Consider the following 13,671-nt stretch of genomic DNA (forward strand, 5'->3'; position numbering starts at 1 on the left):
TCAACGATACCCAGCGGCCTGCAGTTCGAACAGCTCCGCGTAGCGGCCGCCCTGCGCCATCAGTTCGGCATGGGTGCCGCTGGCCTCGATCTGGCCACCGGCCAGCACCAAGATGCGGTCGGCCATGCGCACGCTGGAGAAGCGGTGCGAGATCAGCACCGCGGTGCGGTTGTCGGACAGCTCCTTGAAGCGCTGGAACACCTCGAACTCGCTGCGCGCGTCCAGCGCGGCGGTCGGCTCGTCGAGGATCATCACCTGCGCATCGCGCATGTAGGCGCGCGCGATGGCGATCTTCTGCCACTGCCCGCCGGACAGGTCCACGCCGGTCTTGAAGCGGCGCCCGATCAGTTGGTCGTAGCCGTGCGGCAGGCCCTCGATCAGGTCGGCGGCCATCGCCCGCTGCGCGGCGGCGCGGATTCGCGCCGCGTCGTCCATCGAATCGACCCGGCCCACGCCGATGTTCTCGCCGGCGCTGAGGTGGTAGCGCACGAAGTCCTGGAAGATCACCCCGAGGTTGGCGCGCAGGTCGTCCAGGTCGTAGTCGCGCAGGTCGCGGCCGTCGAGCAGGATGCGGCCTTCGTCCGGGTCGTACAGCCGCGCCAGCAGCTTGACCAGGGTGGTCTTGCCGGCCCCGTTCTCGCCGACCAGCGCCAGCACCTCGCCGGCGCGCAGTTCGAAGTCCAGGTGCCGCACCGCCCATTGCTCGGCGTCGGGGTAGCGGAAGCCGACGTTCTCGAACACGAAGCCGCGCACGATCGGCCGCGGCACCGGCACCGCCCCGGGGCGGGTGCGGATCTCCGGCACGATGCGGAAGAACGAATACAGGTCGTCCAGGTACAGCGCCTGCCCGGCCACCTGCGAAAAGCCGATCAGCAACCCTTCCAGCAACTGCCGCAGGCGCAGGAAGCTGCCGGCCAGGAAGGTCAGGTCGCCGATGCTGAAATCGCCGCGCACCGTGCGCCAGGCGATGTAGCCGTAGGCGGCGTAGTAGCCCAGCGTGCCCAGCGCGGCCAGCAGCGTGCCCCACAGCATGCGCTTGCGCGCCAGCGCGCGGTTGGCCTGGAAGAAGCGGTCGGCCAGCGCGCGGTAGCGCCCGATCAGGAAGCTGTGCAGGTTGAAGATCTTCACTTCCTTGGCGGTCTCGACGCTGGCGCCGACCTGGCGCAGGTAGTCGAGCTGGCGCCGCTCGGCGGTCCACTGGAAGTTCAGCGAGTAACCCAGCGCGTTGAAGTGCGCCTCGCCGACGAACGCCGGGATCAGCGCCACCGCCAGCAGCAGCATCAGCCACGGCGCGTAGACCACCAGGCCGATCGCGAAGCTGACCACGGTGATCGCGTCCTGCACCTGGCCGAACAGCTGGCTCATCAGGTTCATCCGGCCCATGGTCTGGCGCCGCGCGCGGTCGAGCTTGTCCTGCTGTTCCGGGTCCTCGAAATCCTCCAGGTCCAGCTGCGCCGCATGCTCCATCAGCTGCACGCTGGTGACGTTGTTGAACAGCTCCGACAGCAGCGTGTCGGCATAGCTGACCAGCCGCCCGAGCAGGTCCGAACCCACCGCCAGCGCCAGTTCCAGCGCCAGCAGTTCCAGCAGCCGCTGCAGCCGCCCGCTGGCCAGCGCCTGGCCGAACGAGGTGAAGCCGGGCGACTGCCCGACCAGGTGGATCGCCTCGTCGATGATCAGCTTGCCGATGTACAGCGAGGCCACCGGGATCAACGCGCGCAGCACGCGCAGGCCGATGCTGGTGAGGGTCAGCCAGCGGCTGGTCTGCCAGATCTGGCGCAGGAACGGCGGCAGGTTGCGCATCGCGTCGAAGCGCTCGCGCAGGCTGGGACCGGTGCGGGACGCAGAAGGCGCGGCGCCATGGGAAGCAGGAGAAGAGGCCATCGGCGCATTGTGCCGGGGCCGGGCGTGCGCGGGGAGTGTCGGGCGTGCTGGATGCGCGATCGGCGCGCAGCGTGGGGCGGTCGCCGCTGCATCTTCCTGCATTGCATTGGATCGGGCTTGGTCGGTAAGGCTGTCGCGACTGAAGTCGCTCCTACAGTCAGGCTGTCAGGCCGGCGGTAGGCGACGGCATCCAGGCAACGCCGGCCATCGCCGGAGCCGCAGCTGCTCGGCCGCCGCCATCTTGTGGGAGCGACTTCAGTCGCGACGGGCCTTGCCGACCGTGTCCGGGTCGCGACCGATCGCCGATGCCAGCCGGCGCCGCTTCGGCCAGCAGCCTGATGATGACCGGGCGCCAGACGCGCAGCGCCGGGGTCACCACCGTCAGCAAAAACGCCGGCCCCGGCCTCACTCGTCCAGGCGCAGGGTCAGGCACTTGGCCGCGCCGCCGGCCTTGAGGAATTCGTCCAGCGGGGTCTGCACCACGCGGTAGCCGATCGCGGCCAGGGCCGCGCACAGCGCGGGCGTGGCGCGGTTGAGCAGCAGGCGCTCGTCCAGGTCCACCGCATTGCAGGCGAAGGCGAGGGCGTCGGCTTCGCTCACCGCGATGCGTCGCGCCGGCGGAATGTGGTGGGCGATCGCCTGCTGGGCGTCCGCGTCGAACGCGGCCGGGTAATACAGCAGGTAGCCGTCGCGCAGCGGGCAGAAGCAGGTGTCCAGATGGTAGAAGCGCGGATCGACCAGGCGCAGCGGCATCACCTCGATGTCGAGAAGATCGGCCAGCTCGTGCGCGGCGGCCAGGTCGCTGCGATGGCCGTGGCCCATCCACAGCCGGCGCGCGCCGCGGTCCAGCAGCGCGTCGCCGGCGCCCTCGAAAAACAGGTCCTCGGGCAGCGACTGGATGCGGAAGCCGGCGCGGCGGCACCAGTCGGCGAACAGCGCTTCCTCGCCGCGGCGCTCGGCATGGCGGAAGCGGCTGGGCACGAAACGGTCGCCGAGCACCAGGCCGGCGTTGGCGCTGAACACCATGTCCGGCAGGCCTGCGGCCGGGGCGATGCGTTCGACCCGGGTCCCGGCGGCCTCGGCCGCGGCGACCAGCGCGTTCCATTGCAGCTGCGCGCGCTCGCGGCTGGCGGCGTGGACGTTGCCTTCCATCCATGGATTGATCACGTAGTCCACCGCGAAGTGCTGCGGCGCGCACATCAGCAGGCGGTGGCCGTCGCGGGCGGCCGCGGGGGCTCGTGGCGCCGGGTCGGCCAGGGCCAGGTCCGCATCGTCCTCGACCGCCGTCCCCGCCAGGAATTTCTCGATCATGCCCGTCTCGCCTCTGCGCTGGTGATGCGCGCACGCTAGCGGGGGCGTGTTGCGGGGACATGTCGGGGGTGGAGCCGGGATTGGGGATTCGGGGTGGGGCCGTGCGGCGCGTGGTGTGGCGTACCGGCGGGGCCGGTACGCCGGGGGCGCTTACGGCATGGCCGGTTGCAGGCCGACGCCGAGCCGGTTCCAGGCGTTGATCAGGGCGATCGCCATGGTCAGCGCGCTGATGCCCTGCGCATCGAAGTGCGCGGCGAGTGCGTCGTAGCACGCGTCCGCCGGCGCGGCGCTGGGCAGGGTGGTCAGCGCTTCGGCCCAGGCCAGCGCGGCGCGTTCGCGGGCGTCGAAGAAACGGCTCTCGCGCCAGCCGGCGACGGTGTCCAGCTTGCGCGGCTCCGTGCCGGCCTTGCGCAAGGCGGTGGCGTGCATGTCGATGCAGTAGCTGCAACCGTTGAGCTGGGAGACGCGCAGGAACACCAGTTCGGCCAGTTCGGCGCCGAGCACGCCCTCGTGCACCTGCTGGCTGGCGCTCAGCAGGGCGCGGAAGGCGACGGGTTCGTGGCGGGTGTAGTCGATGCGATGGAAGTGCATGTGCGTTGCTCCATGGCGGCCACACTGGCCGCCTTCGCAACAAGGACGCGCGATCGCGCGCTGGTGTGACAGTACACGGTGCGGCGCTGGGCGATCGTCGCTGGCCGTGCCGCGCGCAGCGGGCAGGCGCGCACGGCTGCCAGCGCGCGCCAGTTAGCCCCGCACCGTCAGCGGCGGCAGCTTGTCCGGATTCATCAGCGTCAGCACTTCGACGATGCGCTCGCCTTCGATCACCACCAGCACCGCCGAATGCAGCCGCGCGCCGCTGAAGCGCAGGATCGCCGGTTCGCCGTTGACCGTGCCGAGCCGCGCCTGCAGGCCCAGCCCGCGCCGCGCCACCGCCCAGTACAGCCGGGCGATGCGCTCGGCGCCGAGCAGCGGCCGCAGCGTGGCGGTGACCTTGCCGCCGCCGTCGGACAGCATCCGCGCATTGGCGTCGAGCAGCGCGACGATCGCATCGCGGTCGCCCTGCTGCGAGGCGTGCATGAAGCGCTCGAGCAGTTGCCGGTGGCGTTCCGGCGTCGCCGCGAAGCGCGGCCGCCCGGCCTTGAGCCGTTCGCGCGCGCGATGCACCAGCTGCCGACAGTTGGCTTCGGCATGGCCGAGCAGTTGCCCGATCTGCGCATAGTCGTAGTCGAAGGCTTCCTTCAGCAGGAACGCGGCGCGCTCGTCCGGGCCCAGCCGTTCCAGCAGCGCCAGGAACGCCACCGACACCTGCTCGGCGCGCGCATGGCGCTCGGCCGGATCGGCGTCCTCGGCGATCTCCAGCGGCTCGGGCAGCCACGGCCCGGTGTAGTGCACGCGCGCGCTGCGCGCGGCGCGCAGCCGGTCCAGCCCGAGCCGGGTGGTGGTGGTCACCAGCCAGGCCTCGGGGTCGCGGATCGCGGCGCGGTCGCTGGACTGCCAGCGCAGCCAGGCGTCCTGCAGCACGTCCTCGGCATCCTGGCGGCTGCCGAGCAGGCGATAGGCCAGGCCGAACAGCCTGGGACGCTGGGATTCGAAGGTCGGATCGGGGCTCATGGCGACCAGGACGGAACAGGGCGTGCCGGCGTGACAGCGGGCGGGGCGGCCACTTTGCCCTAAAATGCACCGGTTTCCCCCTCGCCAGCCGTAGAGCCAGCCGTGACCTCGATCAAGCAGGAAGACCTCATCCAGTCCGTCGCCGACGCGCTGCAGTACATCAGCTACTACCACCCGGTCGACTACATCAAGAACCTGGCCGCCGCCTACGAGCACGAACAGTCGCCCGCGGCCAAGGACGCGATCGCGCAGATCCTGATCAACTCGCGCATGTGCGCCGAAGGCCACCGCCCGATCTGCCAGGACACCGGCATCGTCACCGTGTTCCTGGAAATCGGCATGAACGTGCGCTGGGACGACGCCACGATGGGCGTGGAGGACATGGTCAACGAGGGCGTGCGCCGCGCCTACAACCATCCGGACAACAAGCTGCGCGCCAGCGTGCTGGCCGACCCGGCCGGCAAGCGCGCCAACACCCGCGACAACACCCCGGCGGTGGTCAACACCAAGATCGTGCCGGGCGACCACGTCGAGGTGATCGTCGCGGCCAAGGGCGGCGGCTCGGAGGCCAAGAGCAAGTTCGCCATGCTCAATCCCTCCGACTCGATCGTGGACTGGGTGCTCAAGACCGTGCCGACCATGGGCGCCGGCTGGTGCCCGCCGGGCATGCTCGGCATCGGCATCGGCGGCACCGCCGAGAAGGCGATGCTGCTGGCCAAGGAAGCGCTGATGGAGCCGATCGACATCGTCGACCTGCAGGCGCGCGGCGCGGCCAATCGCGCCGAGGAGCTGCGCCTGGAACTGTACGAGAAGGTCAACGCGCTGGGCATCGGCGCGCAGGGCCTGGGCGGGCTGACCACGGTGCTGGACATCAAGGTCAAGGACTACCCGACCCACGCCGCCAACCTGCCGGTGGCGATGATCCCCAACTGCGCCGCCACCCGCCACGCGCACTTCACCCTGGACGGCAGCGGCCCGGTGATGCTGGAGCCGCCGTCGCTGGAGGACTGGCCGAAACTGACCTACAACCCGGGCAACGCGCGCCGGGTGAACCTGGACACCATCACCCGCGAGGAAGTGGCCAGCTTCAAGCCGGGCGAGGTGGTCCTGCTCAACGGCAAGCTGCTGACCGGCCGCGACGCCGCGCACAAGCGCATGGTCGACATGCTCAACCGCGGCGAGAAACTGCCGGTCGATTTCACCAACCGCTTCATCTACTACGTCGGCCCGGTCGATCCGGTGCGCGACGAGGTGGTGGGCCCGGCCGGCCCGACCACCGCCACGCGCATGGACAAGTTCACCCGGCAGATGCTGGAGCAGACCGGCCTGCTCGGCATGGTCGGCAAGTCCGAGCGCGGCGATGCGGCGATCGACGCGATCCGCGACAACAAGGCGGTGTACCTGATGGCGGTCGGCGGCTCGGCCTACCTGGTGTCCAAGGCGATCAAGGCCTCGCGCGTGCTGGCGTTCGAGGACCTGGGCATGGAGGCGATCTACGAGTTCGAGGTCAAGGACATGCCGGTCACCGTGGCGGTGGATGCCAGCGGCGAGTCGGTGCACAAGACCGGGCCGCGCGAATGGCAGTCGCGCATCGGCAAGATCCCGGTGGTGGTCGAGCCGGCCTGAGCGGCGCCGCGTGCCGGCGCGGCATGCGAGACTGCCGCCGCCGCCGTCGCCCGGTTCCGGCGACTCCCCAGGAGACTGCATGAGCGCCACCCTGTACTACTCGCCCAGCACCGCCGCGTTGGTGGTGCACTGGCTGCTGATCGAACTGGACGTGCCGCATACGCTGCACGCGCTGGATTTCGAACGGCGCGAGCACAAGTCGCCGGACTACCTGCGGCTCAATCCCGCCGGCCTGGTGCCGACGCTGGTGCTGGACGGGCAGGTGCTGACCGAGGCGCCGGCGATCGCGCTGCACCTGGCCGACCTGCATCCGCAGGCCGGGCTGGCCCCGCCGGTCGGCAGCCCGGCACGCGCCGCGTACTACCGCTGGATGTTCTTCTGCGCCAATACGCTGCAGCCGGCGTACCGCGCCTGGTTCTATCCGGACGAGCCGGCCGGTGCCGGCAACGTCGAGGCGAGCAAGGCGCAGGCGCGGCACAAGCTGGAGGCGGCCTGGGAACAGGTGGCGCAGCACCTGCAGGCGAACGGTCCGTACCTGCTCGGCGCGCAGCTGTCGGCGGCCGATTTCATGTTGACGATGATGATGCGCTGGTCGCGCAACATGCCGCGGCCCACCGATACCTGGCCGGCGCTGCAGGCCCACGCGCAACGGATGAAGGCGCGCCCGGCGTTCCAGGAAACCTACCGCCGCGAAGGCCTGACCGACTGGACCTGAGCGCGGCGGCGCGGGTGCCGCGCGGCGGCCGTCGATGGCCGCCGCGAGCGTTCCCCGAGTGAGGCCCGTCGGGCCTCAGTACCACTCCAGCAGCGACACGCCCAGGCCCACGTAGGTGGCGCGATGGTTGTAGTCGATCATGCTCTCGCCGTAGCCGTCGAACACCTGCACATGGCCGCGCAGCAGGTTGCTGATCGGGAAACCCCAGTCCAGCTGCACCGCGCCGTGCGAGCGGTCGCCGCCGCGCAGCGAATGCCGCGCCATCAGCGAGATCTCGTGGCCGCCGCGGTTGTAGGTCAGGGTCGCGTCGCCGCGGCCCATGTAGTCCTCGATGTCCGGGTTGTTGTCCTGGCGGTCGTTCTCCGGGATCCGGTACCACGGGCGCAGCACCAGCGCCCAGTTCTCGCGGTCCAGGCCGATGTTGAGGATCGCCCGGTTCCAGCTGCGCGAGAGCGGATCGCTGCGGCCGTTGGACTGGTGGTTGAGCTGGATCCCGGTCATCCGCCCCTTCCAGCCGAACAGGCTGTAGTTGTTGCGGAACACCAGCGCCAGTTCCGGCTCGTAGTCGGTCTCGCGGAACGGCCGCGACTGCTCGCTGTTGTAGACCTGCCAGCGCGAACTCTGGGTATAGGCGCCCCACAGGTCGCCGTTGTCGCCGAAGATGTTCTCCACGATCTTGGTCTTGAAGCTGAGCTGGAACTTGGCCTCGATGCTGTCCAGCGGCTCGGCGCTGGTCACCGTGTTGTTCGGGTTCGGCGAGGACGGCATCTCGTTCTTCTTGCTGGTCCAGAACGCCGGCAGCAGGTATACCGGCTTGTAGGCGCGCAGCTGGAAGTTGCCGAGCTTGGAATCCTTGGCCAGCTCCCAGCGGCTGTCCAGCAGCGAGCCCTTGCCGGCGTTGGCGATGGTGGCGTCGTAGCGGTCGTCCTTGAACAGCGAGGCGGTGCGCTGGCGGGTGCGCTCGGCCAGGCCGGCGTCCTGCGGGATCGACGCGTCCAGCTGCTGCTTCTGGTTCTCGCTGGCGATCTTCGCCGCCGCGTCGGCGGCCTGCGGATCGGCAACACGGCGCGACAGCGCCTGGTCGTAGCAGGACAGGCGCGCGGCGTCGCTGGAAATGGCCACGCAGGCTTCCGGCGAGGCAGGAGTGGGCATCACTTCCTGGGCATGGGCCAGCGGCATCGCCGCGAAGGACAGCAGCAACAGGGGACGGGCCGGGCGGTGGGACATGCGGTTCTCTCGGAAACGGGCGGCGCGGGCGGGGAGTGCGCTGCCGAGGGGAATGGCCGGGTGCGAAAATACAGGAAGCCGCCGCAACGGCGTCGTCACGTGTTCATCGCAGGGCGCGAACGCCCGCGCTTCAGAACAGCCAGGCCGCGGCGAACAGGCCGACCATCGCCAGCGCCAGGCCCAGCTTGGCGGCGGTGCCCAGGACGATGCCCAGCCAGGTGCCGAGCCCGACCTTGGTCGCCTGCTGCAACTGCCGGCCATGCCAGTACTCGCCGGCCAGCGCGCCGACGAAGGGGCCGACGAACAGGCCGATCGGCATGAAGAACAGCCCCGCCACGCTGCCCAGCACCGAGCCCCACAGCGCCTTGCGGCTGGCGCCGACGCGCTTGGCGCCGAACACCGTGGCCAGGAAGTCGACCAGGAACGACAGCAGGGTAAGCGCGCCGAGCACGGTCAGCATCACCCAGCCCACGCGCTGGAAGCCGTCGGCCCATGCCGCCAGCAGCAGCCCGGCGAACAGCAGCGGCATGCCCGGCAGCGCCGGCAGCACCACCCCCGCCAGCCCCAGGAAGACCAACAGGCCGGCGACCATGTAATAGATGAACGTAGGGTCCACGCGGCTCACTCCGGGGGTGATTTGGGGGTTGACAGGCGGGGTGTTTTTGCTGATTGCATTTTCATTTTGGCCGGGGTAAGTTTTCAGCCGCTGCGTTTGCAAAGGTCACCGTGAATCGTGGCCCGATGCGGTAGATCCAACGATCCGCTACAGCGTTATACCTCGCTTCCTCCTTGCAACCAGCCGCCGACCCCCGGCGTACCCACCCCTGAGACGTGTTCCAAGGAGTAAGTCCATGACTGACGGCAATCGCGAAAACGGCACCGTGAAATGGTTCAACGATGCCAAGGGCTTCGGTTTCATCAGCCGCGAGAACGGCGAGGACGTGTTCGTGCACTTCCGCGCCATCCAGACCCAAGGCTTCAAGAGCCTGAAGGAAGGGCAGAAGGTCAGCTTCACCGTGGTCCAGGGCCAGAAGGGCCTGCAGGCCGACGCGGTGCAGCCGGTCTGAATCGGGCGCGCCGCTCCGGCGCGCTCCAGCGCCGCGATCGCGCCCAGCAAAAAGGCCCGCATTGCGGGCCTTTTTGCGTTGCGGCAAAGTGCGGCGGCGCGGCTTAGCGCGGCACCACGCGGCCGTTGACCACGCGCACGTAGGTGTTCTCGCGGACCCCGGCCAGGTCGCGCTGGTTGACCACGATCACCCGGCCGTCGTCCATCTGCACGTGCACGTCGTAGGTGTCGCTGGTGACGTTCTTCTGGATCTGGTTGCCGGCCAGGGCGCCGGCCGCGGCGCCGGCGACGGCCGACACGTTCTGGTTGCCCTTGCTGCCGCCGGTATGGTCGGAAATCTCATGGCCGGCGACCGCGCCGACGATGCCGCCGAGGATCGCGCCGGTGGCGGTGGGCGCGGTGCGGCCGGAGGCGACCGTGTCGATGCGGGTGACGATGCCGCAGTCGGCGCAGCGGTTGTCCGAATAGCCGCGCGAGGGCTGGCTGTAGCCACCGCCGCCGCCATAGCCACCGCTGGGGGACGTGGCGCAGCCGGCCAAAGCCAGGGCGGCGACGGCGCCGGTAGCCAACAGGTGAATCTTCATGGGTGCTCTCCTCGACAGACGGTGAATGGGCGGCAGGGCCGCGTTCGTTACGCATCCTGTCCGCCAGCGTGTGAATGCAACGCCAATCGAGGCGGTGCGCGCCCCGCCGCGCACGTGCAGGGTCAGGGGGAATTCATCGAAGCCCGACGGCAGGTCAGCGGAAATCGCGATGGCAGGCGTCGCAGCCCTCGTCGAGGCGCTGGGTGAGCCGCTCGAGCGCGGCGCAGCTATCGGGTGGCGCGGCCTGCGCCGCGTCGAGCGTGGCCCGCAGCGCGCTGGCGTGCTGCCGGAAGCGGCTGTCGTCGCCGAGCGCGGGAAATGCGGTATCCAGCTCGCCGCCGAGCAGGCGCAGCATGCGCACCCGCGGCTGCAGCTCGGCGGCGCTGCAGCGGTGTTGCGCCTGGCTGCGCTGCAGCAACGCCAGCTGCCTGTCCATCACCTGCATCAGCGCACGCGGAAACGGATCCTGTCGCGCCTGCACGGCGCGCATCGCCATCACCGTGGCGACCAGGCCGATCAGCACGCCGGCGAGCAGCACGAACAGATAACGGGATGCGGTGGAGGCGGGCGGGCTGGCCATCGGACAGGCAGGCGTGCGGGACGAAAGCGCGATAGTACGCCGCGCGCCGCCAGCGCGCGGCATCGCCGCTGCCGCCGTGTCGCCGCCGATGAAATAAACTGCGCGCATGAACGAACAATTGCGTGAGCGCTTCGCCGGCATCGACCGGCTGTACGGGCGCGGGACCATCGAGCGCCTGGCGCAGTGCCGGGTGGCGGTGGTGGGCATGGGCGGGGTCGGCTCGTGGGTGGTGGAAGCGCTGGCGCGCTCGGCGGTCGGGCAGCTGACCCTGATCGACGCCGACGACATCTGCGTGTCCAACACCAACCGCCAGCTGCCGGCGCTGGAAGGGCAGTACGGGCGCAACAAGGCGCGGGCGATGGCCGAGCGCTGCGCGGCGATCAATCCGGCGATCGAGGCCACGGCCGTGGAGGCGTTCCTGACCCCGTCCAACATCGCCGAACTGCTCGGCGGCGGCTTCGATCTGGTCATCGACGCCTGCGACAGCTTCCGGGTCAAGGTCGAGACCATCGCCTGGTGCCGCCGGCGCAAGCTGCCGCTGCTGACCGTGGGCTCGGCCGGCGGGCGCACCGACCCGACCCTGGTGCGCATCCGCGACGTGTCGCGCACCGAGCACGACGCGATGCTGGCGCTGATCCGCAAGAAGCTGCGCAGCGAGTTCAACTTCCCGAAGAACCCGCAGCGCTATTTCGGCGTGCCGGCGGTGTATTCGCTGGAGAACGTGCGCTACCCGCAGGCCGACGGCAGCGTCTGCGGGCTGCGCCCGCAGCTGGGCCCGGACGCGGCGCTGAACCTGGACTGCGGCGCCGGGCTCGGCGCGGCCACGCACATCACCGGCGCGTTCGCCTTCGCCGCCGCGGGCAAGGCGCTGGAGATGCTGCTCAAGCCCAAGCGGGAGCAGGCGGCGGTGGCGACGGCGGCGGCGCTGGAAGCGGAGTAGCGGTCGGAGGCCGTTGCTTGCCCCACGGCCGCGGCATATGGACGCGTTTCCATGTACGGCGCCTGCCGCGCGCCGTTCCCTCTGCGTGCCGTCACGCCGGCGCGGCGATCGCCTCCAGGCCGAACAGGCGCTGCGCATTGCGCGCGGTCTGTTCGGCGATCTCGGCGGCGGGCTGGCCGCGCAGCGCGGCGATCGTGTCCAGGACCGTGCGCAGCCGCGCCGGTTCGTTGCGTTCGCCGCGGATCGACGCATCGGGCTGGTCCGGGGCGTCGGTTTCCAGAAGCAATTGCTGCAGCGGCATCTCGGCGGCCAACCGGCGCAGGCGCTGCGCGCGTTCGTAGGTCACCGGGCCGCCGAGGCCGATCAGGAAGTCCAGCGACTGCAGCTGCCGCGCCTGTTCCGGGCTGCCGGCGAAGCTGTGCACCACGCCGCGCAGACGCCCGACCTTGCGGATCGCCAGGATCACTGCGTCCACCGCGCGCCGGGCGTGCACGATCACCGGCAGGTCGAAGTCGCGCGCCAGTTGCAGCTGGCCGACGAAGTAGCGCTGCTGCTGGTCTGGGTCCAGGCCGTCGACGAAGAAGTCCAGGCCGCATTCGCCGATCGCGCACGGGCGCTCGCGCGCGATCCAGTCGCCGAGCAGCGGCAGGTGCTCGGGCCGGTGCTGGTCCAGGAACAGCGGATGCAGGCCGTAGGCCGGATACAGGCCGTCGGCCGCCGCGCAGACGTCGCGCAGCTTCGGCCAGGAAGCCGCGGTCACCGCCGGCACCACCTGCGCGACGACGCCGGCCGCCTGCGCGCGCGCGACCACCGCGGTGCGGTCGCGGTCGAACTCGTCGGCGTCCAGGTGGCAGTGGCTGTCGACCAGGCGCATCGGCGGTCAGCGGCGCACGCGCCGCGCGCTGGAGGCGATCGGTGCCGGCTCGGCGGGCGTGCGGTTCTTCCAGTTGGCCAGCAGCAAGGCGCCCAGGCCGAACACGATCTCGTCGAGGAACGGAATCGGGTCGGGCAGCAGCACGCTCACGACGAACAGCCCGGCGGTCACCTTGAACAGGGTCGGGTAGCGCAATTTGCCGGCCCAGCGCAGCAGCGGCAGCATGATCGGGTTGGGCATGACGGTTCTCCGGCCGGTGGGTGAAAACGCTAACACGCCTGATATGGCGCCTTCCCCGGCGCCGCACCAGCCCGCGCCGCGGAGTTTGGCTGAATAGGGAGCGGATCGGTTCAGCTACGGCATGGTAATCACAGCACCGTAGACAACGCGGCCCCACCACCGCAGGAGAGCAACGATGAAGAGCAATACGACAACCATTCTGGTCGCGGCGGGCGCCTTGCTGGCCGGCGGCGTGGCCACCGCGGCGTTCATGAACAACCGCGACAAGCAGGAGTTCGTCGGCAGCGGCGACGTGCGCCCGGCAGCGGACAGCGCCGGCGACACGGTCGCCGGCAACGGCGTCGGCGGCAAGCTGGAATACGCCGACGTGGTCCGGGTCGACCCGATCACGCAGAAGGAGCAGCGCTACGCCGAGGTGATCGGCACCGAGCCGCTGCGCGAGACCTCCACCACCACCACGCCGCGCCAGGTGTGCAACGACGTGGTGGTGCAGGAGCGCCTGCCCGAGCGCGACGGCAACGTCGGCGGCACCGTGGTCGGCGCGGTGGTCGGCGGCCTGCTCGGCAACCAGGTCGGCGGCGGCAACGGGCGCAAGGCCGCGACCGCGGCCGGCGCGGTGGCCGGCGGCTTCATCGGCAACCGGGTCGACCGCAACCACGTCGGCGGCCGCGTGGTCGACCGCACCGAGCGCCAGTGCCATACCGAAAACAGCACCGCCGAGTCGTCGCGGATCACCGGCTACAACGTGACCTACCGCAACGACGACGGCACCACCGGCACCATGCGCATGGACAGCAAGCCGGGCAGCCGCATCGCCATGGGCAAGGACGACGTGGTCAAGGGCTACGAGGTCACCTACCGCTACGACGGCCAAGAGAAGACCGTGCGCATGGACGACAAGCCTAACAGCGATCGCCTGCCGGTGCTGGACGGGCGCCTGGTCACCCAGACCGCGGCGGCCAGCGACGTGATCAGCCAGCGCTGAGCGGCGCGCGCGGCAACCCGAGCGAAGG

General features: G+C 70.2%; 15 protein-coding genes. 5 read left to right on the plus strand and 10 right to left on the minus strand.

Annotation, left to right across the window (positions count from 1 at the left end; translation table 11 throughout):
• The 4 genes from OCJ37_RS08650 to OCJ37_RS08665 form a co-directional block, all read right to left on the minus strand.
• Nucleotides 1–1,884: an ABC transporter ATP-binding protein gene (locus tag OCJ37_RS08650; protein ID WP_263113243.1), complete on the minus strand. Its 1,884-nt coding sequence runs from the start codon at nucleotides 1,882–1,884 to the stop codon at nucleotides 1–3.
• Between the two features lie 405 nt (nucleotides 1,885–2,289).
• Nucleotides 2,290–3,195, minus strand: a complete 906-nt coding sequence (locus tag OCJ37_RS08655; RefSeq protein WP_263113244.1) for a dimethylarginine dimethylaminohydrolase family protein — start codon at nucleotides 3,193–3,195, stop codon at nucleotides 2,290–2,292.
• 150 nt (nucleotides 3,196–3,345) lie between these two features.
• Nucleotides 3,346–3,786, minus strand: coding sequence for a carboxymuconolactone decarboxylase family protein (locus OCJ37_RS08660; protein WP_263113245.1), 441 nt, complete (start codon nucleotides 3,784–3,786; stop codon nucleotides 3,346–3,348).
• Between the two features lie 153 nt (nucleotides 3,787–3,939).
• Nucleotides 3,940–4,806: an RNA polymerase sigma-70 factor gene (locus OCJ37_RS08665; protein WP_263113246.1), complete on the minus strand. Its 867-nt coding sequence runs from the start codon at nucleotides 4,804–4,806 to the stop codon at nucleotides 3,940–3,942.
• Between the two features lie 102 nt (nucleotides 4,807–4,908).
• On the opposite strand from OCJ37_RS08665, the gene OCJ37_RS08670 reads away from it, so the two are divergent.
• Complete coding sequence (locus tag OCJ37_RS08670) at nucleotides 4,909–6,432, plus strand: fumarate hydratase (RefSeq protein WP_263113247.1); 1,524 nt, start codon at nucleotides 4,909–4,911, stop codon at nucleotides 6,430–6,432.
• Nucleotides 6,433–6,511: 79 nt separating this feature from the next.
• Nucleotides 6,512–7,147: a glutathione S-transferase family protein gene (locus tag OCJ37_RS08675; RefSeq protein ID WP_263113248.1), complete on the plus strand. Its 636-nt coding sequence runs from the start codon at nucleotides 6,512–6,514 to the stop codon at nucleotides 7,145–7,147.
• Between the two features lie 75 nt (nucleotides 7,148–7,222).
• Here OCJ37_RS08675 and OCJ37_RS08680 read toward each other — a convergent pair whose 3' ends face one another.
• Both OCJ37_RS08680 and OCJ37_RS08685 read right to left on the minus strand, forming a co-directional pair.
• Nucleotides 7,223–8,374, minus strand: coding sequence for a phospholipase A (locus OCJ37_RS08680; protein ID WP_263113249.1), 1,152 nt, complete (start codon nucleotides 8,372–8,374; stop codon nucleotides 7,223–7,225).
• Between the two features lie 130 nt (nucleotides 8,375–8,504).
• Nucleotides 8,505–8,990, minus strand: coding sequence for a DUF456 domain-containing protein (locus OCJ37_RS08685; RefSeq protein WP_263113250.1), 486 nt, complete (start codon nucleotides 8,988–8,990; stop codon nucleotides 8,505–8,507).
• A gap of 235 nt (nucleotides 8,991–9,225) precedes the next feature.
• On the opposite strand from OCJ37_RS08685, the gene OCJ37_RS08690 reads away from it, so the two are divergent.
• Nucleotides 9,226–9,441: a cold-shock protein gene (locus OCJ37_RS08690; protein ID WP_046979462.1), complete on the plus strand. Its 216-nt coding sequence runs from the start codon at nucleotides 9,226–9,228 to the stop codon at nucleotides 9,439–9,441.
• Nucleotides 9,442–9,544: 103 nt separating this feature from the next.
• Here the strand turns inward: OCJ37_RS08690 and OCJ37_RS08695 are convergent, their stop codons facing one another.
• Both OCJ37_RS08695 and OCJ37_RS08700 read right to left on the minus strand, forming a co-directional pair.
• Entirely contained in the window at nucleotides 9,545–10,024 is a 480-nt protein-coding gene (locus OCJ37_RS08695; protein WP_263113251.1) for a glycine zipper 2TM domain-containing protein, read from the minus strand.
• Between the two features lie 154 nt (nucleotides 10,025–10,178).
• Complete coding sequence (locus OCJ37_RS08700; protein ID WP_263113631.1) at nucleotides 10,179–10,604, minus strand: hypothetical protein; 426 nt, start codon at nucleotides 10,602–10,604, stop codon at nucleotides 10,179–10,181.
• Nucleotides 10,605–10,710: 106 nt separating this feature from the next.
• Here OCJ37_RS08700 and OCJ37_RS08705 point away from each other — a divergent pair, with 106 nt between their 5' ends.
• Entirely contained in the window at nucleotides 10,711–11,544 is an 834-nt protein-coding gene (locus OCJ37_RS08705; protein ID WP_263113252.1) for a tRNA threonylcarbamoyladenosine dehydratase, read from the plus strand.
• Nucleotides 11,545–11,635: 91 nt separating this feature from the next.
• Here the strand turns inward: OCJ37_RS08705 and OCJ37_RS08710 are convergent, their stop codons facing one another.
• Together OCJ37_RS08710 and OCJ37_RS08715 are read right to left on the minus strand one after the other, a co-directional pair.
• Nucleotides 11,636–12,418 (minus strand): TatD family hydrolase, encoded by a 783-nt coding sequence (locus OCJ37_RS08710; protein ID WP_263113253.1) that lies wholly within the window; start codon nucleotides 12,416–12,418, stop codon nucleotides 11,636–11,638.
• A 6-nt stretch (nucleotides 12,419–12,424) separates the two neighbouring features.
• On the minus strand, nucleotides 12,425–12,658 hold the full coding sequence (locus OCJ37_RS08715) for a DUF6116 family protein (protein WP_263113254.1): 234 nt from the start codon (nucleotides 12,656–12,658) through the stop codon (nucleotides 12,425–12,427).
• A 175-nt stretch (nucleotides 12,659–12,833) separates the two neighbouring features.
• Here OCJ37_RS08715 and OCJ37_RS08720 point away from each other — a divergent pair, with 175 nt between their 5' ends.
• Nucleotides 12,834–13,643: a glycine zipper 2TM domain-containing protein gene (locus OCJ37_RS08720; protein ID WP_317633224.1), complete on the plus strand. Its 810-nt coding sequence runs from the start codon at nucleotides 12,834–12,836 to the stop codon at nucleotides 13,641–13,643.
• Nucleotides 13,644–13,671 lie beyond the last annotated feature (28 nt).

The organism is Xanthomonas sp. AM6 (assembly GCF_025665335.1).
Taxonomy (GTDB): domain Bacteria; phylum Pseudomonadota; class Gammaproteobacteria; order Xanthomonadales; family Xanthomonadaceae; genus Xanthomonas_A.

What these genes read in the sequence shown, in the direction of transcription:
- OCJ37_RS08650 (WP_263113243.1), bottom strand. Translation starts at nt 1,884, where the DNA reads ATGGCCTCTTCTCCTGCTTCCCATGGCGCCGCGCCTTCTGCGTCCCGC.
- OCJ37_RS08655 (WP_263113244.1), bottom strand. Translation starts at nt 3,195, where the DNA reads ATGATCGAGAAATTCCTGGCGGGGACGGCGGTCGAGGACGATGCGGAC.
- OCJ37_RS08660 (WP_263113245.1), bottom strand. Translation starts at nt 3,786, where the DNA reads ATGCACTTCCATCGCATCGACTACACCCGCCACGAACCCGTCGCCTTC.
- OCJ37_RS08665 (WP_263113246.1), bottom strand. Translation starts at nt 4,806, where the DNA reads ATGAGCCCCGATCCGACCTTCGAATCCCAGCGTCCCAGGCTGTTCGGC.
- OCJ37_RS08675 (WP_263113248.1), top strand. Translation starts at nt 6,512, where the DNA reads ATGAGCGCCACCCTGTACTACTCGCCCAGCACCGCCGCGTTGGTGGTG.
- OCJ37_RS08680 (WP_263113249.1), bottom strand. Translation starts at nt 8,374, where the DNA reads ATGTCCCACCGCCCGGCCCGTCCCCTGTTGCTGCTGTCCTTCGCGGCG.
- OCJ37_RS08690 (WP_046979462.1), top strand. Translation starts at nt 9,226, where the DNA reads ATGACTGACGGCAATCGCGAAAACGGCACCGTGAAATGGTTCAACGAT.
- OCJ37_RS08695 (WP_263113251.1), bottom strand. Translation starts at nt 10,024, where the DNA reads ATGAAGATTCACCTGTTGGCTACCGGCGCCGTCGCCGCCCTGGCTTTG.
- OCJ37_RS08700 (WP_263113631.1), bottom strand. Translation starts at nt 10,604, where the DNA reads ATGGCCAGCCCGCCCGCCTCCACCGCATCCCGTTATCTGTTCGTGCTG.
- OCJ37_RS08705 (WP_263113252.1), top strand. Translation starts at nt 10,711, where the DNA reads ATGAACGAACAATTGCGTGAGCGCTTCGCCGGCATCGACCGGCTGTAC.
- OCJ37_RS08710 (WP_263113253.1), bottom strand. Translation starts at nt 12,418, where the DNA reads ATGCGCCTGGTCGACAGCCACTGCCACCTGGACGCCGACGAGTTCGAC.
- OCJ37_RS08715 (WP_263113254.1), bottom strand. Translation starts at nt 12,658, where the DNA reads ATGCCCAACCCGATCATGCTGCCGCTGCTGCGCTGGGCCGGCAAATTG.
- OCJ37_RS08720 (WP_317633224.1), top strand. Translation starts at nt 12,834, where the DNA reads ATGAAGAGCAATACGACAACCATTCTGGTCGCGGCGGGCGCCTTGCTG.